At 72.5% G+C, this 23,999-nt stretch carries 22 protein-coding genes and 3 pseudogenes; 15 read left to right on the forward strand and 10 right to left on the reverse strand.

What is annotated here, in order from left to right; translation table 11 throughout:
- The first annotated feature begins 135 nt into the window (after nt 1–135).
- Entirely contained in the window at nt 136–915 is a 780-nt protein-coding gene (locus tag ACOBQU_RS40295) for a hypothetical protein (RefSeq protein WP_423635549.1), read from the forward strand.
- 130 nt (nt 916–1,045) lie between these two features.
- Here the strand turns inward: ACOBQU_RS40295 and ACOBQU_RS40300 are convergent, their stop codons facing one another.
- The gene (locus ACOBQU_RS40300) at nt 1,046–2,101 is read right to left on the reverse strand and encodes a nuclear transport factor 2 family protein (protein WP_423635551.1); all 1,056 of its coding nucleotides are present in this window, start codon (nt 2,099–2,101) and stop codon (nt 1,046–1,048) included.
- Nucleotides 2,102–2,313: 212 nt separating this feature from the next.
- On the opposite strand from ACOBQU_RS40300, the gene sigJ (ACOBQU_RS40305) reads away from it, so the two are divergent.
- Nucleotides 2,314–3,267, forward strand: coding sequence for an RNA polymerase sigma factor SigJ (sigJ, locus tag ACOBQU_RS40305; RefSeq protein ID WP_423635553.1), 954 nt, complete (start codon nt 2,314–2,316; stop codon nt 3,265–3,267).
- Nucleotides 3,268–3,556: 289 nt separating this feature from the next.
- On the forward strand, nt 3,557–4,327 hold the full coding sequence (locus ACOBQU_RS40310) for an SDR family oxidoreductase (protein WP_423635555.1): 771 nt from the start codon (nt 3,557–3,559) through the stop codon (nt 4,325–4,327).
- Between the two features lie 135 nt (nt 4,328–4,462).
- Here the strand turns inward: ACOBQU_RS40310 and ACOBQU_RS40315 are convergent, their stop codons facing one another.
- The gene (locus ACOBQU_RS40315; protein ID WP_423635557.1) at nt 4,463–5,371 is read right to left on the reverse strand and encodes a LysR family transcriptional regulator; all 909 of its coding nucleotides are present in this window, start codon (nt 5,369–5,371) and stop codon (nt 4,463–4,465) included.
- A 160-nt stretch (nt 5,372–5,531) separates the two neighbouring features.
- The gene (locus ACOBQU_RS40320; RefSeq protein WP_423635559.1) at nt 5,532–5,981 is read right to left on the reverse strand and encodes a carboxymuconolactone decarboxylase family protein; all 450 of its coding nucleotides are present in this window, start codon (nt 5,979–5,981) and stop codon (nt 5,532–5,534) included.
- A 178-nt stretch (nt 5,982–6,159) separates the two neighbouring features.
- Here ACOBQU_RS40320 and ACOBQU_RS40325 point away from each other — a divergent pair, with 178 nt between their 5' ends.
- Nucleotides 6,160–7,011, forward strand: coding sequence for a sigma-70 family RNA polymerase sigma factor (locus ACOBQU_RS40325; protein ID WP_423635622.1), 852 nt, complete (start codon nt 6,160–6,162; stop codon nt 7,009–7,011).
- 8 nt (nt 7,012–7,019) lie between these two features.
- On the opposite strand, the gene ACOBQU_RS40330 is transcribed toward ACOBQU_RS40325, so the two are convergent.
- On the reverse strand, nt 7,020–7,466 hold the full coding sequence (locus ACOBQU_RS40330; RefSeq protein WP_423635561.1) for a cupin domain-containing protein: 447 nt from the start codon (nt 7,464–7,466) through the stop codon (nt 7,020–7,022).
- Between the two features lie 206 nt (nt 7,467–7,672).
- Nucleotides 7,673–7,909: pseudogene (locus ACOBQU_RS40335) on the reverse strand (NAD-dependent epimerase/dehydratase family protein); the annotation flags it as partial.
- A 282-nt stretch (nt 7,910–8,191) separates the two neighbouring features.
- Between ACOBQU_RS40335 and ACOBQU_RS40340 the strand changes: the two are divergent.
- Both ACOBQU_RS40340 and ACOBQU_RS40345 read left to right on the forward strand, forming a co-directional pair.
- Nucleotides 8,192–8,665, forward strand: a complete 474-nt coding sequence (locus ACOBQU_RS40340) for a carboxymuconolactone decarboxylase family protein (protein ID WP_423635563.1) — start codon at nt 8,192–8,194, stop codon at nt 8,663–8,665.
- An 80-nt stretch (nt 8,666–8,745) separates the two neighbouring features.
- Complete coding sequence (locus ACOBQU_RS40345) at nt 8,746–9,510, forward strand: SDR family NAD(P)-dependent oxidoreductase (RefSeq protein WP_423635565.1); 765 nt, start codon at nt 8,746–8,748, stop codon at nt 9,508–9,510.
- A gap of 27 nt (nt 9,511–9,537) precedes the next feature.
- On the opposite strand, the pseudogene ACOBQU_RS40350 reads toward ACOBQU_RS40345, so the two are convergent.
- A pseudogene (locus ACOBQU_RS40350) lies at nt 9,538–9,664 on the reverse strand (cupin domain-containing protein); the annotation flags it as partial.
- Between the two features lie 531 nt (nt 9,665–10,195).
- Between ACOBQU_RS40350 and ACOBQU_RS40355 the strand changes: the two are divergent.
- Nucleotides 10,196–10,972, forward strand: coding sequence for a polysaccharide deacetylase family protein (locus ACOBQU_RS40355; RefSeq protein ID WP_423635567.1), 777 nt, complete (start codon nt 10,196–10,198; stop codon nt 10,970–10,972).
- Between the two features lie 246 nt (nt 10,973–11,218).
- Nucleotides 11,219–11,809 carry a lytic polysaccharide monooxygenase auxiliary activity family 9 protein gene (locus ACOBQU_RS40360; protein ID WP_423635569.1) on the forward strand — a complete coding sequence of 197 codons (591 nt, stop codon included), beginning with the start codon at nt 11,219–11,221 and terminating at the stop codon, nt 11,807–11,809.
- A 171-nt stretch (nt 11,810–11,980) separates the two neighbouring features.
- On the opposite strand, the gene ACOBQU_RS40365 is transcribed toward ACOBQU_RS40360, so the two are convergent.
- On the reverse strand, nt 11,981–13,471 hold the full coding sequence (locus ACOBQU_RS40365) for an FAD-dependent monooxygenase (RefSeq protein WP_423635624.1): 1,491 nt from the start codon (nt 13,469–13,471) through the stop codon (nt 11,981–11,983).
- A 192-nt stretch (nt 13,472–13,663) separates the two neighbouring features.
- Between ACOBQU_RS40365 and ACOBQU_RS40370 the strand changes: the two are divergent.
- Nucleotides 13,664–14,259 (forward strand): annotated as a pseudogene (locus ACOBQU_RS40370) (TetR family transcriptional regulator).
- On the opposite strand, the gene sigJ (ACOBQU_RS40375) reads toward ACOBQU_RS40370, so the two are convergent.
- A complete protein-coding gene (gene sigJ / locus ACOBQU_RS40375) occupies nt 14,256–15,194 on the reverse strand; it encodes an RNA polymerase sigma factor SigJ (protein ID WP_423635571.1) in 939 nt (312 codons plus the stop codon). The pseudogene ACOBQU_RS40370 and the gene sigJ (ACOBQU_RS40375) overlap by 4 nt on opposite strands.
- A 380-nt stretch (nt 15,195–15,574) precedes the next feature.
- On the opposite strand from sigJ (ACOBQU_RS40375), the gene ACOBQU_RS40380 reads away from it, so the two are divergent.
- Both ACOBQU_RS40380 and ACOBQU_RS40385 read left to right on the forward strand, forming a co-directional pair.
- Nucleotides 15,575–16,045 carry a carboxymuconolactone decarboxylase family protein gene (locus ACOBQU_RS40380; RefSeq protein ID WP_423635573.1) on the forward strand — a complete coding sequence of 157 codons (471 nt, stop codon included), beginning with the start codon at nt 15,575–15,577 and terminating at the stop codon, nt 16,043–16,045.
- 129 nt (nt 16,046–16,174) lie between these two features.
- Nucleotides 16,175–17,059: an endonuclease/exonuclease/phosphatase family protein gene (locus ACOBQU_RS40385; RefSeq protein WP_423635575.1), complete on the forward strand. Its 885-nt coding sequence runs from the start codon at nt 16,175–16,177 to the stop codon at nt 17,057–17,059.
- 217 nt (nt 17,060–17,276) lie between these two features.
- On the opposite strand, the gene ACOBQU_RS40390 is transcribed toward ACOBQU_RS40385, so the two are convergent.
- Entirely contained in the window at nt 17,277–18,260 is a 984-nt protein-coding gene (locus tag ACOBQU_RS40390; RefSeq protein WP_423635577.1) for a TolB family protein, read from the reverse strand.
- Between the two features lie 477 nt (nt 18,261–18,737).
- Between ACOBQU_RS40390 and ACOBQU_RS40395 the strand changes: the two genes are divergently transcribed.
- Both ACOBQU_RS40395 and ACOBQU_RS40400 read left to right on the forward strand, forming a co-directional pair.
- Nucleotides 18,738–19,439, forward strand: a complete 702-nt coding sequence (locus ACOBQU_RS40395) for an RNA polymerase sigma factor (RefSeq protein WP_423635579.1) — start codon at nt 18,738–18,740, stop codon at nt 19,437–19,439.
- A 373-nt stretch (nt 19,440–19,812) separates the two neighbouring features.
- A complete protein-coding gene (locus ACOBQU_RS40400; protein ID WP_423635581.1) occupies nt 19,813–19,965 on the forward strand; it encodes a hypothetical protein in 153 nt (50 codons plus the stop codon).
- A gap of 32 nt (nt 19,966–19,997) precedes the next feature.
- On the opposite strand, the gene ACOBQU_RS40405 is transcribed toward ACOBQU_RS40400, so the two are convergent.
- Entirely contained in the window at nt 19,998–20,312 is a 315-nt protein-coding gene (locus ACOBQU_RS40405; protein WP_423635583.1) for a restriction endonuclease, read from the reverse strand.
- 396 nt (nt 20,313–20,708) lie between these two features.
- On the opposite strand from ACOBQU_RS40405, the gene ACOBQU_RS40410 reads away from it, so the two are divergent.
- Nucleotides 20,709–21,902, forward strand: a complete 1,194-nt coding sequence (locus ACOBQU_RS40410; RefSeq protein ID WP_423635585.1) for an NAD(P)/FAD-dependent oxidoreductase — start codon at nt 20,709–20,711, stop codon at nt 21,900–21,902.
- Between the two features lie 9 nt (nt 21,903–21,911).
- Nucleotides 21,912–22,850, forward strand: coding sequence for a sigma-70 family RNA polymerase sigma factor (locus ACOBQU_RS40415; RefSeq protein ID WP_423635587.1), 939 nt, complete (start codon nt 21,912–21,914; stop codon nt 22,848–22,850).
- The last annotated feature ends 1,149 nt before the right edge of the window (nt 22,851–23,999 follow it).

A 23,999-nucleotide genomic window follows, 5' to 3' on the forward strand; every position in this document is an offset into this window, starting at 1 on the left:
TCATCCGGCACTCACCGGACCATCCACGCCCCCCGCGGCGCCCCCTTGAGCTGACCGGGGACGCCCAGGGTCGCCTGGCCAAGGTCCGGCGATACCGTTGTGCTCCCAGACGCCGCTCTTCGACGGGAGGAGCACATGGGACCGGAGTCCGGCGACCGAGTGATCCGCAGCTACCGGCTGCGCGCGGGGCCGTTGCTGTTCGTCACCCTGGTCCTCGGGCTGCCGGGCCTTCCGCTGGCGCGGCAGATCCTGCGGGAGGATCACGACCTGCCCCCGACGTTCAGGGCGGGCCTGCTCGTGCTGATGGGCACGGTGTATCTCGGCGTCATCTGGTTCTGGCGGGCGGCGACCCTCGTGTACGAGGACCACCTCGCGGTACGGCAGCTCTTCCGGACCCGCAGCACGGCGTGGTCCGACGTGCTGAGCATCGAGCGCGACCCCAATCCGGCGTCGAACAGGACGCTGGTGCTCGACCGGGAGGGCCGACTGTTCCCCCTGCCAGGGGGCGTGGGGGCACAGCCTCACGAGGTGCGGGCCATCAAGGACCGATGGGAGCGGTCGCGCGGCGAGGACTGGACGCCCCCGGCCGACGCCTTCGTCCTGGCGGCCCGGTGCCGCGCCGCGGCACGCGAGTCCGCGGTGGTGTGGGCCATTCTCCTGACCACGGGCTCCATCCTGGTGCTGGCGGGGGCCGGGTTCGTCCTCGCCGAGTCCGAGTCCGAGTCCGAGTCCGGGTCCGGGTCCGGGTCCGGGTCCGGGTCCGGGTCCGGGTCCGAGTCCGGGGCGGGGTGGGAGGGTGACGAGATCCCGTGGATCCTGCAGGTATCCGGTTTCGTGCCGATCGTGGTGTTCGTCGCCGTCTACCAGGTCGCGGTCCGTCTCCTCCGCCGCCGGTACGCGGCACGCCTGCCCTGACCTGGGACAAGCGCCCCCCACGCCCCCGGGCCGCCCCGAGCCCGCCACCAGTCCCCCTGGAGCCGTCCCCAAGGGGCCCCGGCAGCCCCCTCAGGACCTCTCAGGACCTCTCAGGACCCCTCAGGCCCCCTCAGAACCCCACTGCCTCCCGCAGCAGCAGCACCGTCCCGCGGCCCGGGCGCGGCTCCGCGTTCAGGACCAGCAGGCGGTTGACGGCGCTCGGCATGCCGTACACCGCCTGGGCGCGGACGTTCTCCAGCGGCAGGGCGTGCTCCTCGACGCGGCGCAGGGCGGTGGCCAGGTCCGGCACCACCTTCTGCGCGCCCACGACCCACACGGCGTGGGCCGCGCCGCCCGCGTTCGCCGGGAGCTGGCTGCCGCTGCCCGAGGCCAGGACCAGCGCGCCGGACTCGGTGACCGCGGCGACGCTGTTGACGACGTAGTCGGGCGTGGCGACGAGCCGCCGGATCTCGTCGGCGCCGGTGGCCCGGTCGATGGCCAGGACGCGCGGCCTGATGGCGTCGTACTGGCCGCTGGCGTTGAGGTCCTCGTCGATGCCGGACAGGCGCAGGGTCTCGCTGGCGCCGGTGAGCACGCTGGCGCCCTCGGGGATCAGCTCCTTCACGCGGGCCCGCGCCTGCGCGGCGTCGTCGAGGACCTCCGCGGCGAAGCCGCCCGCCCGCAGCGCCTCGGCCACCCGCTCCAGCCGCTCCTCCGACGCCGGTTCGGTGAAGGACGCGGCGGCAGCGGCCCGGGGCGCCGCGCCCGCCAGCGGGGACGTGTCCAGGTACCGGACCTCGTACACCCGCTCCGCGAACCGCCAGCCCTCCTCCGTACGCCGGTAACGGTCGTGGTACACCGCGTAGTTGACGCCCTCGTACCCGTCGAGGGTGCGCACGATCTCCTGCATGTAGGCCCGGCCGGTCGCCGTGTCGCCGTCCAGCTCGACCGCGCCGGGGTGGGTGTTCTGCACGAAGAAGTCCCACCGGCTCTGCAGCCGCTCACCCCCGGCGAGGATCTCCTCGCGGCCGGTCAGCTCCACGGGGACGTCCGGCATCCGCAGGACACCGTCCGCCGTGAACAGCGACGCCAGGCGGGGCCGGTCGCGCATCATCGCCGCGTCGGTGAACTCGGCGCGCAGCGCCTCGATCTCCACGCGGTCCGCGACGGCCTGGAAGTCGTTCATCGAAAGCCCCTCTCCGGCGCGCGGTCCACCCCGCCGCCGTCTCGCTGCCTCTTGTCGTCGCCCCCAACGGTTCGACACCGTTACGACAGGACAGCGCACCGGATTGTGAGGCCGCCGCGCCGCCTCACAATCCGGTGCGCTGTCCTGTCGTACGTGTAGGCGCCCGTACCGGGCGGCGGAACAGCGGCGAGAGAGCGGGAGACGGCCGGACCATGACCAGCCACGCGGGGACCGGGGGCGGAACCGAGCAGGGCGACCCGGGGCTGAGCGCGATCATGAGCGAGCGGCGCCAGCTCATCAACCTCGGCTACCGGCTGCTCGGTTCGCTGGCCGACGCCGAGGACGTCGTCCAGGAGACCTACGCCCGCTGGTACGCCCTGTCCCCGCGGGAGCGCGAGGCCATCGACTCGCCCGGCGCCTGGCTGATGACCGTCGCCAGCCGCGTCTGCCTGAACCTGCTCGGCTCGGCGCGGGCCCGGCGCGAGACGTACGTGGGCGACTGGATCCCCGAGCCGCTGCCGGAACCCACCGAGTGGGCCACCGGGTGCCTCGGCACCGGCGGGGCCGACCCCGCCGACCGGGTCACCCTCGACGAGTCGGTGACGATGGCCTTCCTCGTCGTCCTCGACACGATGACCCCGGCCGAGCGCGTCGCGTTCGTACTGCACGACGTCTTCCGCTACCCCTTCGCCGAGGTCGCCGAGATCGTCGGCCGCACCCCGGCGGCCTGCCGCCAGCTCGCCTCCTCCGCCCGCCGCCGCGTCCGCGCCGCGCAGAGCCCGGCGGGCCCCAAGGGCCCGGGCGCCGGACAGGCCGACGTCGTCCGGCGGTTCCGAACGGCGTGGCAGGCCAAGGACATCGAGGCCCTGGTCGGACTGCTCGACCCCGACGCCGTCGCGACCGCCGACGGCGGCGGCCTCGCCGTCACCCACCCCCGCCCGATCGTGGGCGGGGAGCGGATCGCCCGCGCCTACGCCGAGATCGCCCGCGTGTCCGGCGACCGCACCACGTTCCAGGAGCGCACGGTCAACGGCCTGCCCGGCCTGGTGGCCTGGCAGGACGGCGCCCTCGCGACCGTGTTCGCGTTCGAGATCGCGGGCGACCGGATCCGCCGCATCTGGGCGGTGCGCAACCCCGAGAAGCTCCGCCCCTGGCAGACCGCCTGACGCCCCCCGGAAGGCGGAAGCCGGAAGCCGGAAGCCGGAAGCTGGAAGCTGGAAGTGCCCGCCATAGGGGTTTCCTATGGCACCTGCTGCACTTTCGTCTTTGCCTCTCGTGGATTTCCGTACGTACCGTGAAACAGCGCTCGACGAAGCGCCCGCCACGAATCAACCGCGTTCGCCGGGTTCGTCAAATTCGCTGAACTGGCCGGATTCGCCAGATGCGGCGGAGGCGTGCGCTCTCTTCCTCCGTCGAGCAGATCACTTCACGATCGAGAAAGGGCCGGTGACTGGCATGACCGCCATCGAGAACGGCACGGGAACACGGGAACTCGCGGGAAAGCGGGCCCTGGTCACGGGCGGCACCCGAGGGATCGGCGCCGCCGTCGTGCGCCACCTCCTGGACGCGGGCGCCGAGGTGCTCACGACCGCCCGGTCAGCGGCGGACACCGTCCCGGACGGAGCCGCCTTCGTGACCGCCGACGTGCGGACGCGCACCGGCGCGCGGGCGCTCGCCGACGCCGCGCGGGAGACGCTCGGCACGGTCGACGTCCTCGTCCACAACGCGGGCGGCGCGCGGCCCCACGCGAGCGCGTCGACCATCCCCGACGAGGAGTGGCAGGACGCCCTGGACCTGAACTTCCTCGCCTCGGTACGGCTTGACGCCCTTCTGACCCCGTCGATGCGGGAACGCCGTACGGGGGCGATCGTGCACGTCTCCTCGGCCGCGCTGCCCCTCACGCCACCGCCGTTCCTGCACTACGTGGCGGCGAAGGCGGCCCTGGAGAGCTACAGCCGGGGCCTGGCCGCCGAACTCGCCCCGTTCGGCGTCCGCGTCAACACCGTCACCCCTGGCCGGGTCGCCACCCCCGGCGGCGAAGCCACCCGGCAGCAGTGGGCGCGCATCGACCCGACGCAGGGTCAGGAGCACGTCACCGTGCCCCTGGGGCGCGAGGGGCGGCCCGACGACATCGCCCACGCCGTGCTGTTCCTCGTGTCGGACCGGGCGAGCTGGATGACCGGCGGCAATCTCGTGGTCGACGGCGGGGAATTCCCCAAGGCGTGACGTCGACGCGTTCTGGGAATTCCCCGCCGCCCACGCGAGAGGAAATCACGCGAGGGGAATTCCCGCGAGGGGGATTCACGCGGGGGGCGTTCACGCGAGGGGCATTCCCGCGAGGGACGTTCACGCGAGGGACGTTCAGGAGAACTCGGTGGTGCCCGTCGAGAAGGGAACCGGCTGGCCCCACTCCTCCCGCCGCAGGAATTCCAGCAGCGCCGTCTCCGCCGGTCCCGCCCCCTGCCGCAGCACCGCGACGACCGGCCGGGTCACGGCCGGGAACACCGGGCGTACGAGATCCGCGTGCTCCCGTGGCACCGCCGACGCCGGGACCAGCGTCACCCCGAGCCCGTGCGCGGCCCAGCGCACGGCCGTCGCCGTCTGGGACGCCCGCGCGGCCGTGGCCGGGGCCAGGCCGTTGTCCCGCAGCACCTCAAGCAGTACGGCGTCCAGCGCGCCGTCCCGGTCGAACCGCACCCACGGCTCGCCCTCCAGCGCCCGCAGCCCGACCCGCTCCGAGTCCAGCAGCCGGTGCCCGGCGCCCACCACCACGACGAACTCCTCGTCGCCCAGGTGGTGGGCGTCGTCGGGGGTCTGCTCGCACGCTGCCATCAGCGCCAGGTCCAGCACGCCCCGGCGCCCGAGCCGCTCCAGCTCGGCGCCGCTCGGCTCCTCGAAGACGGTCACCTCAAGGCGCGGGAAGCGGCGCCGCAGTGCCCCGAGCGCGCCCGGCAACTGCCGCGTGCCGAAGCCCATCTGCACCGCGACCACCAGCTCGCCCACCAGCTCGTCGGCCCCGGCCCGCGCCGTCGCCCGCGCCCGCCGCGCCGCGTGCACCGCCGCCCGGGCCTCCCGCAGGAACGCCCGCCCCACCACCGTGGGCACGAGCCCGGACGGGGTGCGGGCGAACAGCTCCACGCCGAGGTCCCGCTCCAGGCCCCGGATCTGCTGGGACACCGACGGCTGAGCGACGCGCAGCCGCTCCGCCGCCGCCGTCACCGAGCCCTCATCGGCCACGGCGAGCGCGTACTCGAACTGACGCAGGCTCATCGGCACCCCCCGGGTCGTACGCCGTCGCCACGGCCGTCGCAGCGAACAACTCCGCCGCGCGGACGGTGATTCCCACGGCGACCCGGACCGCCAGCTCACCAGGTTCCACCCTCAGCTCACCAGGTCCGACCGGCCTGCTCACCAGGTCCGACCGGCCTGCTCACCAGGTCCGACCGGCCTGCTCCCGGATGGTGCGGTTGACCCGGTTGAAGAAGTTCGTCACCGCGATCTCCAGGGTCAGCGCGGACAGCTGCTCCGCGCCGAAGTGCTCGGCGGCGGCCTCCCAGATCTCGTCGGTCACCCCCGGCGCCCCGTCCTGGATCCGCGTGGCGGCCTCGGTCAGCGCCAGCGCCGCCCGCTCCGCCTCCGTGAAGAACGGTGTCTCCCGCCACGCCACCACGTGGTGCAGCCGCTCCTCGGTCTCCCCGTGCTTCCGCGCCGCCGCGACCCCGGAGAACACGCACGGGCTGCAGCCGTTGATCTGGCTGGCCCGCAGGTGGACCAGGTCCAGCAGGCGCGGGTCGACGCCAGCGGCGTGGACCGCCTTGAACAAGTGCTGGATCGCGGTGGTCAGTTCGGGAGTCGGCGGGTTCGTCACACGTGCTTCCATCGGTCCTGCCCCTTCGTCGGAGGTGCGCGCCGGTGGCGCGCCGGTTACCTGTGCCGGGCCCGGCACGTCACCCCTACGACGGAGCAGCGCGGAGGAAGGTAACACCATGCCAAGCACCAGCCCGAAGAACCCGGCGGCCCCGGCGGCCCCCACGTGCCCGGCGGTCGACCTGGAGCCGATGGCCGCCGCCTTCGAGGCCCACCGCGACCGGCTGCGCGCCGTCGCCCACCGCGTGCTCGGCTCGCACGCCGACGCCGAGGACGCCGTCCAGGAGGCCTGGCTGCGGCTCACCCGCCAGGACCCGGCGGCCATCGACAACCTCCCCGCCTGGCTGACCACCGTCGTCGGCCGGATCAGCCTCGACGTCCTGCGCGCGCGCCGCGCCCGCCCGCAGGCGTCGTACGACGACCAGCTGACCGAACTCGTCGTGACGGCCGACGACGGGCCCGCGCCGGAGGACGACGCCGCGCTCGCCGACTCCGTCGGGCTCGCGCTCCTCGTCGTACTGGACTCGCTGCGGCCCGGCGAACGGCTCGCGTTCGTGCTGCACGACCTGTTCGCGGTGCCGTTCGACGACATCGGCCGGATCCTCGGCAGGTCCACCAACGCCACCAAGATGCTCGCCAGCCGCGCCCGCGCCAAGGTGCGGGCGGCCGAGCGGTCGACGGGCGGCGCGCGCCAGCGGCGCGAGGTGGTCGAGGCGTTCCTGGCCGCCGCCCGGCACGGCGACTTCGAGGGGCTGCTGCGGGTGCTCGACCCGGACGTGAGGCTGAGCGTCGACACCGCCGACGGCGTGCTCATCACCCTCGGCGCGACCCGGGTCGCCACCGGCGCGCGGCTGTCCGCGGGCGCCGCCGCGCACGGCCGACCGGTGCTCGTCAACGGCCGCCCCGGCATCCTGTCCCGGCGCGCCGACGGCACGCCCCTCTCCCTCGTCGCGTTCACCGTCGCCGACGCCCGGATCACCGCCCTCACCATCGTGGTCGACCCGGCGAGACTCGCGTCCCTCGACCTGCCGGGACCCGCGTGAACCCGCCGCTACTCGAAGGGGCAGCCCGGGTTGGGGGCGTCCTGGGAGAAGGGCGCGCCGTGCGGCAGCACGTACAGGACCTCAAGGACGAGGTCGGTGGTGCCGCGGTTCTGCCCGAAGTGCACATAGTCGGCGCCCGGCGGCTCCTTCAGGCCGCTGCCCGCCGGGTACACCCCGTCGGAGGCGCAGGTGGAGTCGAAGTGGCTGAGGGTGCCCTGCTTGACCCGGCCGTACAGCGTGCCGTCGTGGTAGTGCCATCCCGTGGCCTGACCTGGCGGAATGGTGACCTCGCGGAGTACGTAGTCCCGGTCGCCGACGGTGGTCCTGGCGAGGACCCTGCCGGTGACCCCGGGGCCGCCCGGCGTCGCGTGGGCGGCCCCCGCGGGCAGGACGGCGGGCAGGACCAGGGCGGCGAGCGCGGCGCTGAACGCGCCTAGGCGTGACAGGTGGGGCATGACGGTCCCTCCAGTGCGGTGGTGAGTCTCGGTGGCGCGTGCGGACGCCAACTGCCGTGGGGCAGAACGCAGTTGTGTAAGAAAAGCGGCTTGCCGGTGGTGATGGCTACCCAGATCCGTCCGTACGACGTGGCTCACACCTGCCGGGCGAGCCAGTCGGCGAAGCGGGTGTCGGCGATGTGCGCGTCACCGGCGGGCAGCAGCGTGACGTTGCTGGTCGAGGTGCGGAAGAACGCCATGACGGCGTTGTCCGCGAACGACGGCGAGTTGGACACGTCGACCACGACCCGGGCACCCGCGAGCACCCCGGCGAGGCCCTCACCGGTCAGCGTGTCGACACCGGTACTGGGCGCGGCGGCCACCGCGTCGTGGCCCTCCGCCGTCAGCTCGGCGACCAGCTTCGCACCGATGAGCCCGGTGCCGCCGATGACTACGACCTTCATGAGCAATCCTCTCGGAGTACGGGAGTGCGGGGGAGGGGGACGGGAGAAGCAGGGGGCGGCTACGAGACACGGCTGCCGCGCGGCTCACCTACCAGACCGGGCGGCCCCCGGACTTGTGACACCCAGCTCTTGTGACACCCAGCTCTTGTGACACCGACCCGCCGTGGGCCTCCGGGCGCCGAGGCCGCGTACGAGGTGTCACAGCGCCTCGTTCTGTCACAGCTCGGGGCGGAGCCCGGTCAGTACTCGTGACACGGCACCACGCCCCGAGGAGGACACACCATGGACGCCCGTCTCGACTACTTCGGCAGCACGCTGGGGGCCAGGGTCCTGAAGCACCTGAACTCGGCGAACAAGGTGATCGTCGACTCGACGCTGCCGCGCGCGACACAGGAGCTGGTGAAGATCCGCGCGAGCCAGATCAACGGCTGCGGTTTCTGCACCGACATGCACACCACCGACGCCGCCCACGCGGGCGAGAGCGCCAAGCGCCTCCACCTCGTGGCCACCTGGCGGGAGGCCACGGTCTTCACCGACGCCGAGCGCGCCGCCCTCGAACTCGCGGAGCAGGGCACCCGGATCGCCGACGCCTCCGGCGGCGTCAGCGACGAGGCCTGGGCGAACGCCGCCAAGCACTTCGACGCGGACCAACTGGCCGCGCTGGTCTCGCTGATCGCCGTCATCAACGCGTACAACCGCGTCAACGTCATCAACCAGCAGCCCGCCGGGAGCTACCAGCCCGGCCAGTTCGGCTGAGCCGCCCGGCCAGCCTGGGTCAGCTGCCCGCAGCCCCCGCCCCCTCCCCCGCCCACCCCCTCACCTCGTCACGGAGCGCCATGCCCAGTTCTGTACCGCGGCACTTCTCCGGTCTCGTCGCCATCGTCACCGGCGCGGGATCCGGCATCGGACGGGCCACGGCCGTCGCCCTAGCGGAGTCGGGGGCGCGCGTCCTCGGCGTCGGGCGGCGGCAGGCGGCCCTCGCGGAGACCGCCCGCGCGCACGACGGGATCGCGGTCCTGCCGGTCGACGTGCGCGCGGACGGCGCCGCAGGCCGAGTCGTCTCCACCGCCGTCCAGCGGTGGGGGCGGCTCGACCTGCTGGTGAACAACGCCGGTGCCGCCTCCCTGATGTCCCTGGCGGACACCGACCACGCGACGATCACCGACCTGTTCGACCTCAACGTGACGGCGCCCAGCCTGCTCGCGCACGCGGCCCTGCCCCACCTGCGGGAGACCTCCGGCGCCATCGTCAACGTCTCCAGCACCTACGGGCACCGCCCGCTCGCCGGTGGGGCGCACTACGCGGCCACCAAGAGCGCCTTGGAGCAGCTGACGCGCAGCTGGGCGCTGGAACTCGCCGCCGAGGGCGTACGGGTGAACGCCGTCGCCCCCGGCCCCACGGAGACGGAGGCGCTGGCCGCCGCCGGGCTGCCCCCGGAGGACGTGCGCCGCGTCCGGGCCGCCGAGCGCGAGCGCGTCCCCACGGGCCGCGTCGCCGTCCCCGAGGACATCGCGGACTGGATCGTGCGCGTCGCCGACCCGCGGGGCGCCTTCGTCACCGGCCAGGTCCTCACCGTCGACGGGGGGCTCGAACTCTCCTGAGCCCTCGCCCCCTCCTGGGACTTAAGTCATCGTCACCACGAACCGGGTCCGCGCGTCGCTGAGCGCGTTGCCGTCCTGGTAGTGGATGACGTCGCCGCCCGGCTCCCAGAACGTGCCGCCCCACCTCGACCATCCGCCCGGGTTCGCCCTCCAGCCAGGTGTGCTGCCTTGTTGACCGGTCGGGCCGCCGGTGCCCCACACCGCTAGTCGATCGTCCCTGCCACGCACACTGATGCACGATGCCCCTCCCCAGGCTGACCAGGGCCTGACTCATGACCTGCTGACCCGCACGGTGGCGGTGGAGGGCGAGCGGCACCCCCCGGGCGCGGTCCACACGGCCGACGCGGCGGGCGCCGGGCCCTGCGGGCCGTCGGCGTCGAGTCGGAGAGGGAGCTGGCGTTCGCCGTCCGCAAGACAGCCAGCCGCGCCCCCCACCCCCGCCGCACACGCGGAGCCGCCCACGCCGAGTCCCCCGGCCCGGAGTCCCCCGGCCCGGAGTCCCCGGCCCGGAGTCCCCCGGCCCGGAGTCCCCCGCCCGGAGCCCCCCACCCGAAGTTGTCCGCGAACCCTCCCGGAACTGTCCGCAGTTCGTAACGGACGCATCCCCCGGCGCGGACCCCCCATCTATCCGGATGGCCGCGAGGGCGGCCGGGACTTGGCGGGGGACTGCGCGAGAGGGGCGGACATGGCACGGCACGGCGGCGGGCGGGGCTGGTACGGCAAGGTGGCCGGGGCGGCGCTCGGGGTGATGATGCTGGCCACCGGCGCGTCGGTGTGGACCGCGCAGGCCGGTGGCGTGGAGGACGCCCCGCCGAAGGCGACCGCGCCCGGCAAGCCGGGTGGCGCCGCCGTCAAGCCCGTGTCGGCGACCATCGCGCACGCCTCGGAGAAGGGGAAGCGCGGCGTCAACATCACCATCGACGACGGCCCCGACCCCGTGTGGACGCCCCGGATCCTGGACCTGCTCCGCCAGTACGACGTGAAGGCCACGTTCTGCATGGTGGGCACCCAGGCGCAGGCTCACCCGGACCTCGTGAAGAAGGTGGTGGCGGCCGGGCACCGCCTGTGCGACCACTCCGTCTCGCACGACACCGCGATGGACAAGAACACCGAGGCCTACCAGTCCCGGCAGATCCTCGACGCCGAACGCATGATCACCAAGGCGTCCGGCGGCGTCCGCCCGATGTACTACCGCGCGCCCGGCGGCGCCTTCACCCCGTACAGCCGCAAGCTCGCCGCCTCCCGCGGCATGCGCCCCCTGGGCTGGAACGTGGACACCAAGGACTTCGAACGCCCGGGCACGGACGCCATCGTCGCCACCGTCGAACGCGAACTGCCCAACGGCCCCACGCTCCTCTTCCACGACGCGGGCGGCGACCGCACCCAGACCGTCGAGGCCCTGCGCCGCCTGCTGCCCCAACTCAAGCAGCGGGGCTACACCTTCGGCTTCCCGGTGCGCTGACCGCGCGCCGAGGACCGGACACCGGGAAGGCCGCCCGCACGCCGGACGGCCTTCATTGGTATGGACATGACTATGACTCGGGGCTAGTCTCGAACTTGGTCTAGACCGCGTCGGACGTGTGCCCTCCGGTTGATTCCGCGCTGCCGCCCTGCCTTCCCCCATGCTTCTCGTCGTACGACCCGGCAGCGCATCCGAGGCGTGCGTCCACCCCCACCCGCACGCATCCTCGGACCTCGGGAGCCCGCCATGCGCAGAAAGCTCACCTCGTTACTCGTCGGCCTCGGCCTCGCAGGCTCGGCCGTGCTCGCCACCAGCGGCACCGCCCAGAGCCACGGCTACACCGACTCGCCCATCAGCCGCCAGCAGCTGTGCGGCAACGGCACCGTCCGCAACTGCGGGCAGATCCAGTGGGAGCCGCCGAGCGTCGAGGGGCCCAAGGGCTTCCCCGCGCGCGGCCCGGCCGACGGCCACATCTGCTCCGGCGGCATCGGACGCTTCCACGAGCTGGACGACCCGCGCGGCGGCAACTGGCCCGCCACCAAGCTGACCGCGGGCCAGAGCCACACCTTCGTATGGCGGATCACCGCCCGCCACGCCACCACCGACTTCCGCTACTACATCACCAAGGACGGCTGGGACCCCACCAAGCCGCTGACCAGGGCCGACCTTGACCCGCAGCCGTTCCTCGCGGTCCCCTTCGGCGGCCGCCAGCCCGGCGCCACCGTCACCCACTCCGGCGTCCTGCCCCAGAAGACCGGCCGCCACCTGATCCTCGGCGTCTGGACCATCGCGGACACCGGCAACGCCTTCTACGCCTGCTCCGACGTCCGCTTCTGACCCACTCCAGGGCCCACGGGCCCACTCCAGGGCTCACGGGCCCACTCCATCCAGGGCCCACGGGGCCTGCCCCAGGGCCGGGGACCCCACCGCTCCGCCCCGGCCCCACACCACCGCGCCCCGGACCCCGCCGCCAGCGGGGCCCGGGGCGCGCTGACGACACCGCCCCGCCTACACCGGCAGCCCCCGCCCCGCGAGGTACCCGTCGGGCCGTACGAGGAGGCTGTCCGTGCGCGGCGACCCCGCGCGCCAGTGCACGCGCACCGCGTCGGACACCGCCGGAACGCTCCCCGAGCCCACCGGGCTGATGTGCACGAACCGGCCGCCCCGCAGCGTCTCGTAGAGGCGGCCGCCGCCGTCGAGCGCGATGTCGGGAACGCGGCGGGCGTCGGGCCCGTAGGAGATGCCGATGCCGGAGATCTGCCCGGCGGCGCGGCGCCGCACCGGCGCGAGCAGGTCGAGCGCGGACCCGGCGAGCGCGCGGACGGCGCGCATCGCGGGGCGGTGGGCCATGGCGAGGCGGACGAGGGCGCCGCTGGTGCGCAGCACCCGGGCGCCGACGGGGTGGCGTTCGGCCTGGTAGGTGTCGAGGAGGGCGTCGGGGGAGGCGCCGCGCAGAACTCGGGACAGCTTCCAGGACAGGTTCGCGGCGTCCTGGAGACCGGTGTTCATGCCCTGGCCACCGGCGGGGGAGTGCACGTGGGCGGCGTCACCCGCGAGGAAGCAGCGGCCCTCGCGGTAGCGGGGCGCCTGCCGCTCGTCGCTGTGGAAGCGGGAGAGCCAGCGCGGCTCGTGCGCGCCGAGGTCGTCCCCCGTGGTACGCGTGAGCAGGCCCCTGATCTCGTCGAACCCGACGGGCGTACCCTGCGGGGCGACGCGGTCGCGGTCCCAGCCGATGACCCGGTAGTAGCCGTCGCCGAAGGGCGCGATGAACACGAAGCACGCGGCGCCGGGCGCGATGCGCAGCAGCGGCACGTCCCGCGGCGGGCGGGCCAGCTTCACGTCCGCGAGGACGATCGACTTCAGTACGGCCTCCCCGGGGAAGGGGATCCCCAACGCCTCGCGCACGCCGCTGCGATGGCCGTCGGCGCCGACGAGGTACCGGGCGGAGCACACGACGGTAGCGCCCTCATCGGTGCGCAGCGTGGCCCGCACCGCGCCCGGCACGGCGGGGGAGTCCTGCTCGATGCCGACGAGTTCGTGCTCGTAGCGGAAGTCGACACCGGCCTCGACGGCCCGCCGCTCCAGCAGGCGCTCGACCTCGTACTGCGGCGTGGCCAGCAGGAACGGGAAGCGGGTGGGCAGGCCCGCGAGGTCCATCTGACCGCGGCCGAAGACCCGCAGACTGCGGGTGGCGTGCCCGGTCTTGATCAGGTCGTCCGCCAGGCCCCGGGCGTCCAGGAGCTCCAGGGTGCGGGCGTGGACGGCGAAGGCGCGCGTCAGGTTGGAGATCTGGTGCGGGCGGCGCTCGGCGAGGACGACCCGGTGACCCGCCGCGGCCAGGTCCCCGGCGAGAAGCAGACCGGTGGGGCCCGCGCCTACGACGATCACGTCAGTGTCAGTGTCAGTGTCGGTCGGCACAGGGGTCGAGGCGGCGCCGGGGGCGGTGCGGTCTGACTGGACCGTGCGTGCTGACTGGTCCGTGCGTGCTGACTGGTCCATGCGGTCCGTGCGGTCCGTGCTGGCCACGGCGGCCTCCATGTGTCGCAGCGGGTGGTACCGGAGAAGTGGACTGGCGTTGGTCGGCATCTGTTGGTCAACGCTCGATTGTCAACGCTCGTTGGCCAACGCCTGTTGACGACGATAGAACCCGACCCCTGGTAGGTCAACACTCGTTGGCCTACAGTTGTTGACGTGACCCAGACCTCCCCCTCCCCCTCTCCCGCGCCCGCGCCCGCGCCCCGCCGCTCCGACGCCACCCGCGCCGCGATCCTGCAAGCCGCACGCGAGAGCTTCGCCGCCGAGGGGTACGAACGCGCCACGATCCGAGCCATCGCCCGCGCCGTCGGCATCGACCCGTCGATGGTGATGCGGTACTACGGCAGCAAGGAACGCCTGTTCATCGCCGCCTCCGACACCGACCTGCGGCTGCCGGACCTCACCGCGGTGCCCCTCCAGGACGTCGGCGCGGTCCTGGTCGCGCACTTCCTCGACCGCTGGGAGGGCGACGACGTACTGACCGCGCTGCTCCGCGTCGGCGTCACCCACCAGGCCGGAGCCGAGCGGATCCAGGAGATCTTCCGGCAGCAGCTCGGTCCGGCGATCACCCCCGTGTGCCCCGACCCGGCCGAGGTGCCGCGCCGCGCCGCCCTCGTCACCTCGCAGATCCTCGGCCTGGCCCTGGCCCGCTTCGTCCTGCGCTTCCCCCGGCCACCGACATGACCCGCGAGGAAGCCATCGCCTGGATCGCCCCGACCGTGCAGCGCTACCTCACCGCCGCGGCCCCCTAGCCCCGCGCGACCCAGGGCCGCAGCTTGTCCGGGTTGCGCACCGCCCAGATGTGCCGGACCCGCCCGCCCACGACGTCGAACGCGACCACGGTCACCGTCACCCCGTCCACCTGGAGCACCAGCCCCGGCTGGCCGTTGACCGTGCGCTCCACGATCGCCAGCCCGGGCGCCCTGCGCGCGACGTCGACCAGGTGGCGCGCGACCTGCCCGGCGCCCTCGACGGGGTGCGGCACGGCGCTGACCAGGCCGCCGCCGTCGCCGACCGCCGTGACGTCCGGAGCCAGGAGACCGATGAGGGCGTCGATGTCCCGGGCGTCCCACGCCTGCTTGAAGTCCCGTACGACAGCCGCACGTTGGACGTCCAGGCCCGCCGGGTTCCGCGCGGTGCGCACCCGGCGCCGCGCGGAGGAGGCCAGTTGGCGGCAGGCCGCCGGGGTGCGGCCCACGATCTCCGCGACCTCGGCGAAGGGGTAGCGGAAGACATCGTGCAGCACGAACGCGACGCGCTCCGCCGGAGTCATCGACTCCAGCACGACGAGGAAGGCCATGCTGACCGACTCGTCGAGCGTGACCCGGTCAGCCGGATCGCCCCCGACGGACCCGGACCGCCCCTCGCCCCACTCGCTGCGATCCGGCACCGGCTCCGGAATCCACTCGCCCACATAGCTCTCCCGCCGCACCCGCGCCGAGCCCAGCAGATCCAGACACACCCGGCTGGCCACCCTCGTCAGCCAGGCACCGGGAGACGCGATGGCCTCCTGCTGCCGCCGCGACAGCGCGTACCAGCGGGCGTACGTCTCCTGTACGACGTCCTCGGCGTCGGCCAGCGAACCGAGCAGCCGGTAGGCGAGGTTGATCAGATGGCGCCGCTCGCTCACGATCGCGCTCAGGCCCGGATCGAGCTGGCCGTCCTCCGGCCCGGTGGGGGTGCTCATGGCGTGCCGCTCCCTTTGGCTGCGTGGTCCGTCATCGGACGCGTGATCCGTGACCTGACACGTGGTCTCACAGGTACGACGAGACAGCCGCCGAAAACGTCAGGCCGCCGCCCGGCCTGACATCCCGTACGGCTGCCTCGTCGGTACTGGTGGGACGAACACGGTCCCGGAAGCGGCTGTTCCGCCCTCGCGGCGCAGCAGCTCCGTACGAACCCCCCACGAACACGTACGCGCCGCCCATGCGAGCGCAGGTCAGCACGCACACATGCGTACATACGAACACCCGCGCACCCGGGCACCCGCGTACGCACAGCCACACACACCAACACACCCACACACCCACCCACACACACGCACCCACACACGAAAGGGAAACCACCATGGAAACCCGTCTGGACTTCCTCGCCAACCCGGTCGCCGCCACGTCCCTCAAGCACCTCGCCGCGGCGGGCCGGGCGGTCGCCGACGCGCTCCCGGCCACGACGCGGGAACTGGTGCTGCTGCGCGCCAGCCAGATCAACGGCTGCGGCTTCTGCGTCGACATGCACACCAAGGACGCCACGCACGCCGGGGAGACCGCGACGCGCCTCAACCTGGTCGCGGTCTGGCGGGAGGCCACCGTCTTCACCGACGCCGAACGCGCCGCCCTGGAACTGGCGGAGGAAGGCACCCGGATCGCCGACGCGGCCGGGGGCGTCCCCGACGAGGTCTGGGCGAACGCCGCCAAGCACTACGACGAGGACCAGCTCGGCGCCCTGGTGTCGGTCATCGCCGTCATCAACGCCTTCAACCGGCTGAACGTCATCACCCAGCGGCCCGCGGGCGACTACCAGCCCGGCCAGTTCGGCTGACCGAAACGACGGCGGCTGGGCACCCGGCCTCCCGGGGCCCGGCCGCCACCACCACCCCGCCCGCCCCGGGCCCCGCACAACCCCCGTACCGCACCCGAACCCGGCAGACCCAGGGAGAAACCCCCAACGATGACCCCCCGCACGATGACGCCCCCGACGATGACGCCTCCCACGACGACCACGGACCTGCGCGTCGTCACGCTCAACGTATGGCACACCCGGGGCGACGCCACCGCGAGAACAGCGCTGATCAACGCCGAACTGCGGCGCCTGAACCCCGACCTCGTCGCCCTCCAGGAGGTCCTGCCCGGCCAACTGCCCGACCTGGTCGAGGGCACCGGACTGCACGCCACCCACCAGTCGCAGACGGCCGAGACACAACCGCCGTACGCGGACCGGTACGGCGGCACCGCGATCGCCACGCGCTGGCCCCACCGCGTCGTCGAGACCCTCGACCAGCGCGGCACGGACGCGCCCGACGTCCCCTGGCTCACCCTGGCGGCGCTGGTGCCCCTGCCCGGCCTGGGCGAGGTGCTGTTCCTCGCGCCCACGACGTCGTTCCGGCTCGACGCGGAAGCACAGCGCGAGCGCCAGGTCCTGGCCCTGTGCGACCTCGACGCCCGGCACCGGACGGCCCTGCCCACCCTCATGGCTGGCGACTTCAACGCGGACCCCGACGCGTCCAGCATCCGCTACCTGACCGGACGGCAGTCACTCGCGGGCCGCAGCACGCACTTCCACGACGCGTGGGAGGTCGCGGGCACCGGCCCCGGACACACCTGGACCACCGACAACCCCAACGCCACCGAGGACATCGAGCTGCTGGCCCGCCAGCCCCGCCACCACCGGCGCCTCGACTACGTCTTCGTCGGCTCCCCGCACGCCCACCCCCACAGCTTCGCCCACGTACGCCGCGCCGCCCTCGCCTTCCACGAGCCGACCGACGACGTCTGGCCCAGCGACCACTACGGCGTCGCGGCCGACCTGACCATGGGCCTGCTGACACCTGCCTGACACCCGCCTGACCCTTGGCTGCCCCTTGGCTGCCCCCGCCCGCCCCAGCGCCACGAGACCCCGGCGGGGCCCGGCGCTCCGGCGGGCCCGAAGCCACGTCGGGCCCGCCACGGCAGCCGGGACGCCACACGCTCAGCCCCGGCTCAGCACCGCCTCAGCGCCACCTCACTGCCACCCGGACCCGCTCACGGCTGGCTCCGCTCACGGCTGGCTCCGCTCACTCGAACCGCCGCACGAACACATCCGCCTTGCCATTGGTGTCACCGGGCACGACGTCATCGGCCGCCGAAGTGAACACCACATCGCGGCCGTTCGCGCTGACCGCGTCGACCCCGGCCGAAGCGGGCCGCTCCGAGAGGACCTCGTCGGTGCCGGTGAGCAGATCGCGCAGCGTGAGCGGCGACGGCCCGCTCGTACCGTCCGAGCTGTTCGGGGCGTACAGCAGATAGCGGCCCGTGGGGTCGATGGCGATGCCCCGCACGTTCGGCACCACCTGATCGGTGCCCGCGGCCACGTCGTGCACATAGGTGTCGGAGCCCGAGCGGTAGACCACCTTGCTGCCGTCGTCGCTGAGCTGCACGAGCGTCGCCGCCCGGGACGGCCCCTCCACGGGGCCCGAGGTGGTGCCGCCGGTGCGGTCCCGTACGAAGACGTCCCCCGCCTTGCCGTCCTGGTAGGCGACATAGCGCGCGTCGCCGCTGAGGGACGGCCGGGACGGGGAGGTGTGGTCGAACTCGGCGATGACCTCCTTGGCGCCGGTCCACATGTTCTGCACCTCCACACGCTGGTGGACGGCCGGTGGCCTCGCAGTGACGGAGTAGGCGGCGTAGCGGCCGTCCGCGTTCAGCGACGGCTGGAAGCAGTTCGGCCAGCAGTCCAGGCCCGCGATCGCCCCCGTCCGCACCTGCCACGTGTAGATCTTCACGTCGCGCATCCACTGCACCGGGTACGCCAGGTACGCCCCGTCGCCGCTGAGCGCCGGGGGCTGGAGCGGGTCGTAGTACCCGATCCGCCGGGTCTGCGCCGCCAGCTGGTCGCGGACGAACACCTCGTCGCCCAGCTCCGGGCGGTCGGACGTCAGGTTGTTCGCCGCCGACGCGAAGACCACGTGGCGGCCGTCGGGCGTGAGCGAGGCGTCGGCGGAGTCCCCGTCGGCCTGCGTGCCGTCGCCCGCGACGCTGATCCTCTCGACGCTGGACACCCGCGCGCTCGTGCTCCCCGCTCCGCCCCCGCCCCCGCCCCCGTCCCCGGACTCGGCCGAGGCGGTCGCGGGCAACACCGCCGTGACCGCGCACACCGCGACCACCACACCCAGAGCGGCCCGCACCCGTCTGCCGATGCCCCCGCCCACGCCAATACCCCTCATTTTCCCCCCAGTTGGCACACGCCATCTCCCCCAGTCCCACACCGGAGGACCACAAGCATGCAACCGCGCCGACGCCGCGTGGTCAATGCCGCCTCACAAAACGAACAACACGATGACCCCCACCCGAGAAACCCCCACCCCTCCCGCCACACCCGAACCCCGACGCACCCCAAGTGGGCTACACCACACCAGAATTGCCCGACCAACACATGGGATCCGCCCTCCCCGCCACATATAACGTTGACGTGGTGACAGCCTCAAACACAGAGACACCTGGGACGACAGCGACACCCGCGACACCGGACCACCACCGTGGCTGACCACACCCCCCACACCGCCACCACCACCCACCCCGACGTCCCACCCCCAGAAGACCGCGAACACCTCGCGACCTACGGATACGACGCCCTCCTGAGCCTGATCCGATCACAACGCATCTACGAACGATGCGCGGCCCAAGGCCGCCCCATCACCCCCACCCCCGACGACCTCGAAACGCTGCGCCGGTCACCCGACGAGCGCCACGCCCTGGCAGGCGACACCCTCCTCAAGGTCCTCGAAGACCTCCCCAAGCTCTGGGACACCTGGGACGCCCGCAAGGGAGCAGCACGCGAGACGTACTTCGTCGGCGCCCTCACCCTCTACTTCCCGGCGGCCTTCCGCACCTGGCAGAGAACCCACCGCCACCCGCACCCCCTGCTCCCGCACGGCACCGTCGCGACCGCCCCGCCCCCCGGCACCACCCAGGCCGACCCCGCACTCGACGTCCTGGCCCGCGACGCGCTCCGCCGGGCCCTGCGACTCGGCGGACCCGAGATCCACGCCCTGCTGGTGATGGTCGCCGCGGGCTACCCCCACAGCGAGATCGCCGACCGCCTCCACACCACCGAGCGCGCCGTCGAAGGACGCCTCTACCGCTTCCGCAAGCAGCTCCGGAACAGCAGCGCGGGCCAGGACCTACGGGAAGCCCTCCAGGCCCAGACCTCACTCCTCGTACGCGTACGACACGGATGACACCGCCGTACGACGGCGAACGGCCACGCGCCGGGAACGGGCTCCGGACCCTCCTGGGGGGTGCTGGCCTGCGCGGCCATCAGGCCACGAACCTGGGAGGGGCACCAGGCCAAGCCGCTTCGCGGTCGCGCAAGCGCGAGCCCGGCGCCCCTCCCAGAACCGCGGCAGACGGCCCCCACAGGCCAGCACCCCCAGGAGGCCCCACGGACCAGAACCCGCACAACCCGCACAACCCGCACAACCCGTACAACCCGCAAAACTCGTAAAACCCGCACTACCCGCACACCCGAGAACCCTTGGAACCCCTGCTACCCGAAGCCCCGCCTCGCCCAGGCGGGGCTTCGCCACGTCCCACACCCAGAGAGGAACCCCGATGAACGCCCAGCCCACACGACCCGCCCCACCGTTCTTCGAACTCCGCATCGGCAGCATGCACATGACGATCCAACGGGTGCCCTACCGCCTGCTCACCCTCACCGCCGCCATCACGGGCCCGCTCGCGGGCGCGACCTGGCTAGCCCGATAGACCACCCCGTCAGCCGCCCTCCACCCTCCACCTCACTCGAGGTCAGGACGGAGCCTGCGGTGGCTGCCGGACCGACCGATGTCCAACTCCACCAACGCCCCGAGCGCGGTGCCGCCGTTCCAGAAACCGAGCAGATCGACGTCGATGAGAACCAGACCGTGCCGCGCGGCGAACCTGCGGGCCGGAGCGGTGAACACACACGACGCGACGAAGACGGGAACATCGGCACCGTGCTCGGCACGGGCGGTCCCGTTGAACGTCTGCAACTCACGGCTGCCGACCGAACGGTGCTTCGCGAACCGCTTGCACTGTACGACGATCTTCCGGCCGTCCGGCAACCAGCCCACCACATCGGCCCCCAGATCGCCCGAGCCCCCACCCGCTCCACTCCGGTACAGCCATCGCGCTGGCACAGCTCGGCCACGTACTCCTCGAAGGCACGGGCATCCATCGCCCACACCGCCTCCAACGAACGCCGGGCCGCACGCCTCGCGTCCTCCTCAAGCCGCACCCGCTCCGCCACCGCCTCACGCCGCCCGACGCGCACCAACCCCACGACGACGCCCCCGAACACGACCAGCACAACCAACACAACGACCACCAGCACCATCACCATCACCAGCACCCCCACTCCCGAACCCCACCCACCCCAGAAAAGGGTGACCCGAGTCACACCCCACCCCTGTCAGGAAACCGCACGCCACCCCGTTCAGTAGGCACGCGAACGAGACAGGAGCAACGCCATGAAGCACCGCATCGTCGTACTCGGCGCTGGCTACGCCGGGGCCTTCGCCGCCGGAAACCTCGCCCGTCGCCTCTCCCCGGCCGACACCGAGATCACCGTCGTCAACGCGGCGCCCGACTTCGTCGAGCGGATGCGGCTGCACCAACTCGCCAGCGGACAGGACCTCAGCTTCCGCAAACTCACCGACATCTTCGCGGGCACCGGCATCCGACTGCGCCTGGCCCGCGTCACCGCCGTACACCCCGACCAGGACACCGTCACCATCACCGACGACCACGGCGACGACGAACTCCCCTACGACACCCTCCTGTACACGCTCGGCAGCACCGCCGCCCACCACGGCGTCCCCGGCGCCGCCGAACACGCCCACGACGTGACCGGCCTGCCATCCGCGCTGCGCCTGCGCGAACGCCTCGCCACCCTCGACACGGGCGGCACCGTCCTGGTCGTCGGCGAAGGCCTCACCGGCATCGAAGCCGCCACCGAACTCGCCGAAGCCCGCCCCGACCTGTCCATCGCGCTCGCCGCCCGTGGCGAACTCGGCGCCTGGCTCTCGCCCAAGGCCCGCGACCACCTCCGCCAGGCCTTCGAACGGTTCGGCATCACCGTCCACGAACACACCAGCGTCGAAGCCGTCGAACCCACCCACGCGACCACCGCCGACGGCACCACCCTCCCCGCCGACATCACCGTCTGGTCCGCCGGATTCGCCGTCCACCCCATCGCCGCCGCCAGCGGCCTGGAAGTCGCCCGCACCGGCCAGATCACCGTCGACCGCACCATGCGTTCCACCTCCCACCCCAACGTCTACGCCGCAGGTGACAGCGCCTACGCGATCGGCGACAACGGCCGCCCCATGCCGATGTCCTGCGCCTCCGCCGGATTCACCAACATGCAGGCGACCGCCGCGATCACCGCCCGCCTGACCGGCACCGACGTCCCGACCGTCGGACTGAAGTACCAGGGCAACCACATCAGCCTCGGGCGCCGCGACGCCATCTTCCAGATGGTCGACCGAGACGCCCAGGCCAAGTCCTGGCACCTCAGCGGCCGCACCGCCGCACGCTTCAAGGCAGGCGTCCTCGCCGGAGCCGGATGGGGCATCGCCCACCCCACCTTCGGCCTGCCCAAGCGCAGGCGCCGCCTCACCACCACACCCCACCAGGCCCGAGCGAAGGTCGCCGCCGCCTAGGCTGCCCCCATGGACAGCGCGGCCCTCGACCGGTTCGAGGCCAGCCGGAACCGGCTGGCCTCGCTCGCGTACCGCCTCCTCGGCTCGGCGACCGACGCCGAGGACGCCGTACAGGACGCCTTCCTGCGCTGGCAGACCGCCGACCGGACCCACATCGCCACCCCCGAAGCCTGGCTGACCAAGGTCGTCACCAACCTCTGCCTCGACCGACTCCGCTCAGCCCAGGTACGCCACGAGCGCGCGGCCGGAGCCTGGCTGCCCGAACCCCTCCTCGAAGGCGACCCGATGCTCGGCCCCGCCGACACCTGCGAACAACGCGAATCGGTGTCCCTGGCCGTGCTCACCCTCATGGAGCGCCTCTCCCCGACGGAACGGGCCGCCTACGTCCTGCGGGAGGCCTTCTCTTACCCCCACGCCGAGATCGCCGCGATCCTCGACATCACCGAGTCCGCCAGCCAGCAGCACGTCCACCGCGCCCGCCGCCGCATCACCGCCGAGCACCGCACCCGCGACGAGGTCGACCCCGCCACCGCGCGCCGCGTCGTCGAGGAGTTCCTCACCGCCGCCACATCAGGCCGCACCGACCGCCTGGTCGCGCTCCTCACTGCCGACGCGACCGCCACCTCCGACGGCGCCGGACTGGCCAAACGCCTCCTGCACCACACCACCCGCGAACGCATCGCCTCCTACGTCCGCGCGGGCTTCAAACCCACCCCCGCCAAACGCCGCCTGGCAGGCGGCCCCCTGTCCCTGCACATCACACGGCTCAACGGCTCCCCAGCCGTCGTCGCCGTCGTCAACACCCAGGTAGTAGGCGCAGTGACCCTGGAAGTCACCGGCGGCAAGATCGCCACCCTCTATGGAATCGCCGCCCCCGACCGCCTCACCCGCCTCAACACCACCTGGCAACAGCACACACCAGACGCACCAGTCATCCCCACATGGTGACCGAACACCTGGAACCACACACCAGCGACCAGCCGCTCACGGCCCGGTCGTAGTGTTCTGCCGCGCGGAGTTCACCGTCCCCAACGCAGCCGCAAACCCCTGCCCAGCGGCCCCCCGCTCCACAGCCCCCCGCTCCCCGAACCACCCCGCCGCCACAGCAGAACAACACACACCCCCACCGCAGCCACAAGCCCAAGCAGCATACAAACAAGGAAAATCACACAAACCCCCAAATATCAGACGGGTCCAAACGACCCCTCACTCCCCCTCATTCTCACCCACACCCACACACCAGAAACAAGAAACCACCCTTCGACCTCAACTGCCCCCGAGCCGACACTCTCCGGCGCCTACGCCTAGGCACGAAGAACTACTCATCCGGGACGAACACCCCGCTGCTGCACTTCTCCTGCTCACCTGCCTGATGACGGCGAACGCCATCACCCCGACTGACGAGCTGACATCGCGTCCCACAAACCCTGCATGCGGCAGTGGAAGAGCCGAGAGAAGCATCGTCATCACAACCCCAAAGGTGCCGACCAAGGGACACGGCACCTATCGGAAGCCGTGCAGCTCGGCCGCACACGCCCGTCCCGCACGGCGGTTCTTCGCTGGAATGCTCGTTGCGTTCCAGGGGGCTCTGCTGGCGGGTTCCTGAACTCGTAGTGTTGGTTTGGTGCTGAAAGGCGTGACAGAAGCGTGAGTGCTCCTCACGGCCGAGTGTGTAGCGGCAGGCATAGCATCGGAAGCCGTCCAGTCCAGAATTCATCTGGACATAATTGTGAAGCAAAAGCCACACCCGCCGTGAATGAGGTCCGGTAGGCCGCCAGCCTGTGCCTGACAGAACGTCAAGGGCGCCCGCCGACCCCGCTACAGCCGGGCCGAAGGCCCGTGATTCAGCGTGCCCCGCGGAGCGGGGCACGCCTGGTGACGCGGAGCGTCACAGGTGGCTGGAGCGCAGCGGAAGCCACCGGCCGGGCGGAGCCCGGCCGCGCCTCGCAACGCGAGGCGCTTGCAGTGTAGTTGACGGAGCTCGCGGAGCGGGCTCCGTCTGGCGGGGAGCGAAGCGAGCCGCTTCGCTCCCGCGGAGCGGGAGCGGTCGTCCGCGAAGCGGACGGTTCGCTTCTTTGCGCGTAGCGCAAAGGGAGA

The sequence above is a fragment of the Streptomyces sp. G45 genome, from assembly GCF_049542095.1.
In the GTDB taxonomy this organism is placed as follows: domain Bacteria; phylum Actinomycetota; class Actinomycetes; order Streptomycetales; family Streptomycetaceae; genus Streptomyces.

What these genes read in the sequence shown, in the direction of transcription:
- ACOBQU_RS40295 (WP_423635549.1), top strand. Translation starts at nt 136, where the DNA reads ATGGGACCGGAGTCCGGCGACCGAGTGATCCGCAGCTACCGGCTGCGC.
- ACOBQU_RS40300 (WP_423635551.1), bottom strand. Translation starts at nt 2,101, where the DNA reads ATGAACGACTTCCAGGCCGTCGCGGACCGCGTGGAGATCGAGGCGCTG.
- sigJ (WP_423635553.1), top strand. Translation starts at nt 2,314, where the DNA reads ATGACCAGCCACGCGGGGACCGGGGGCGGAACCGAGCAGGGCGACCCG.
- ACOBQU_RS40310 (WP_423635555.1), top strand. Translation starts at nt 3,557, where the DNA reads ATGACCGCCATCGAGAACGGCACGGGAACACGGGAACTCGCGGGAAAG.
- ACOBQU_RS40315 (WP_423635557.1), bottom strand. Translation starts at nt 5,371, where the DNA reads ATGAGCCTGCGTCAGTTCGAGTACGCGCTCGCCGTGGCCGATGAGGGC.
- ACOBQU_RS40320 (WP_423635559.1), bottom strand. Translation starts at nt 5,981, where the DNA reads ATGGAAGCACGTGTGACGAACCCGCCGACTCCCGAACTGACCACCGCG.
- ACOBQU_RS40325 (WP_423635622.1), top strand. Translation starts at nt 6,160, where the DNA reads ATGGCCGCCGCCTTCGAGGCCCACCGCGACCGGCTGCGCGCCGTCGCC.
- ACOBQU_RS40330 (WP_423635561.1), bottom strand. Translation starts at nt 7,466, where the DNA reads ATGCCCCACCTGTCACGCCTAGGCGCGTTCAGCGCCGCGCTCGCCGCC.
- ACOBQU_RS40340 (WP_423635563.1), top strand. Translation starts at nt 8,192, where the DNA reads ATGGACGCCCGTCTCGACTACTTCGGCAGCACGCTGGGGGCCAGGGTC.
- ACOBQU_RS40345 (WP_423635565.1), top strand. Translation starts at nt 8,746, where the DNA reads ATGCCCAGTTCTGTACCGCGGCACTTCTCCGGTCTCGTCGCCATCGTC.
- ACOBQU_RS40355 (WP_423635567.1), top strand. Translation starts at nt 10,196, where the DNA reads ATGGCACGGCACGGCGGCGGGCGGGGCTGGTACGGCAAGGTGGCCGGG.
- ACOBQU_RS40360 (WP_423635569.1), top strand. Translation starts at nt 11,219, where the DNA reads ATGCGCAGAAAGCTCACCTCGTTACTCGTCGGCCTCGGCCTCGCAGGC.
- ACOBQU_RS40365 (WP_423635624.1), bottom strand. Translation starts at nt 13,471, where the DNA reads ATGGACCAGTCAGCACGCACGGACCAGTCAGCACGCACGGTCCAGTCA.
- sigJ (WP_423635571.1), bottom strand. Translation starts at nt 15,194, where the DNA reads ATGAGCACCCCCACCGGGCCGGAGGACGGCCAGCTCGATCCGGGCCTG.
- ACOBQU_RS40380 (WP_423635573.1), top strand. Translation starts at nt 15,575, where the DNA reads ATGGAAACCCGTCTGGACTTCCTCGCCAACCCGGTCGCCGCCACGTCC.
- ACOBQU_RS40385 (WP_423635575.1), top strand. Translation starts at nt 16,175, where the DNA reads ATGACCCCCCGCACGATGACGCCCCCGACGATGACGCCTCCCACGACG.
- ACOBQU_RS40400 (WP_423635581.1), top strand. Translation starts at nt 19,813, where the DNA reads ATGAACGCCCAGCCCACACGACCCGCCCCACCGTTCTTCGAACTCCGC.
- ACOBQU_RS40410 (WP_423635585.1), top strand. Translation starts at nt 20,709, where the DNA reads ATGAAGCACCGCATCGTCGTACTCGGCGCTGGCTACGCCGGGGCCTTC.
- ACOBQU_RS40415 (WP_423635587.1), top strand. Translation starts at nt 21,912, where the DNA reads ATGGACAGCGCGGCCCTCGACCGGTTCGAGGCCAGCCGGAACCGGCTG.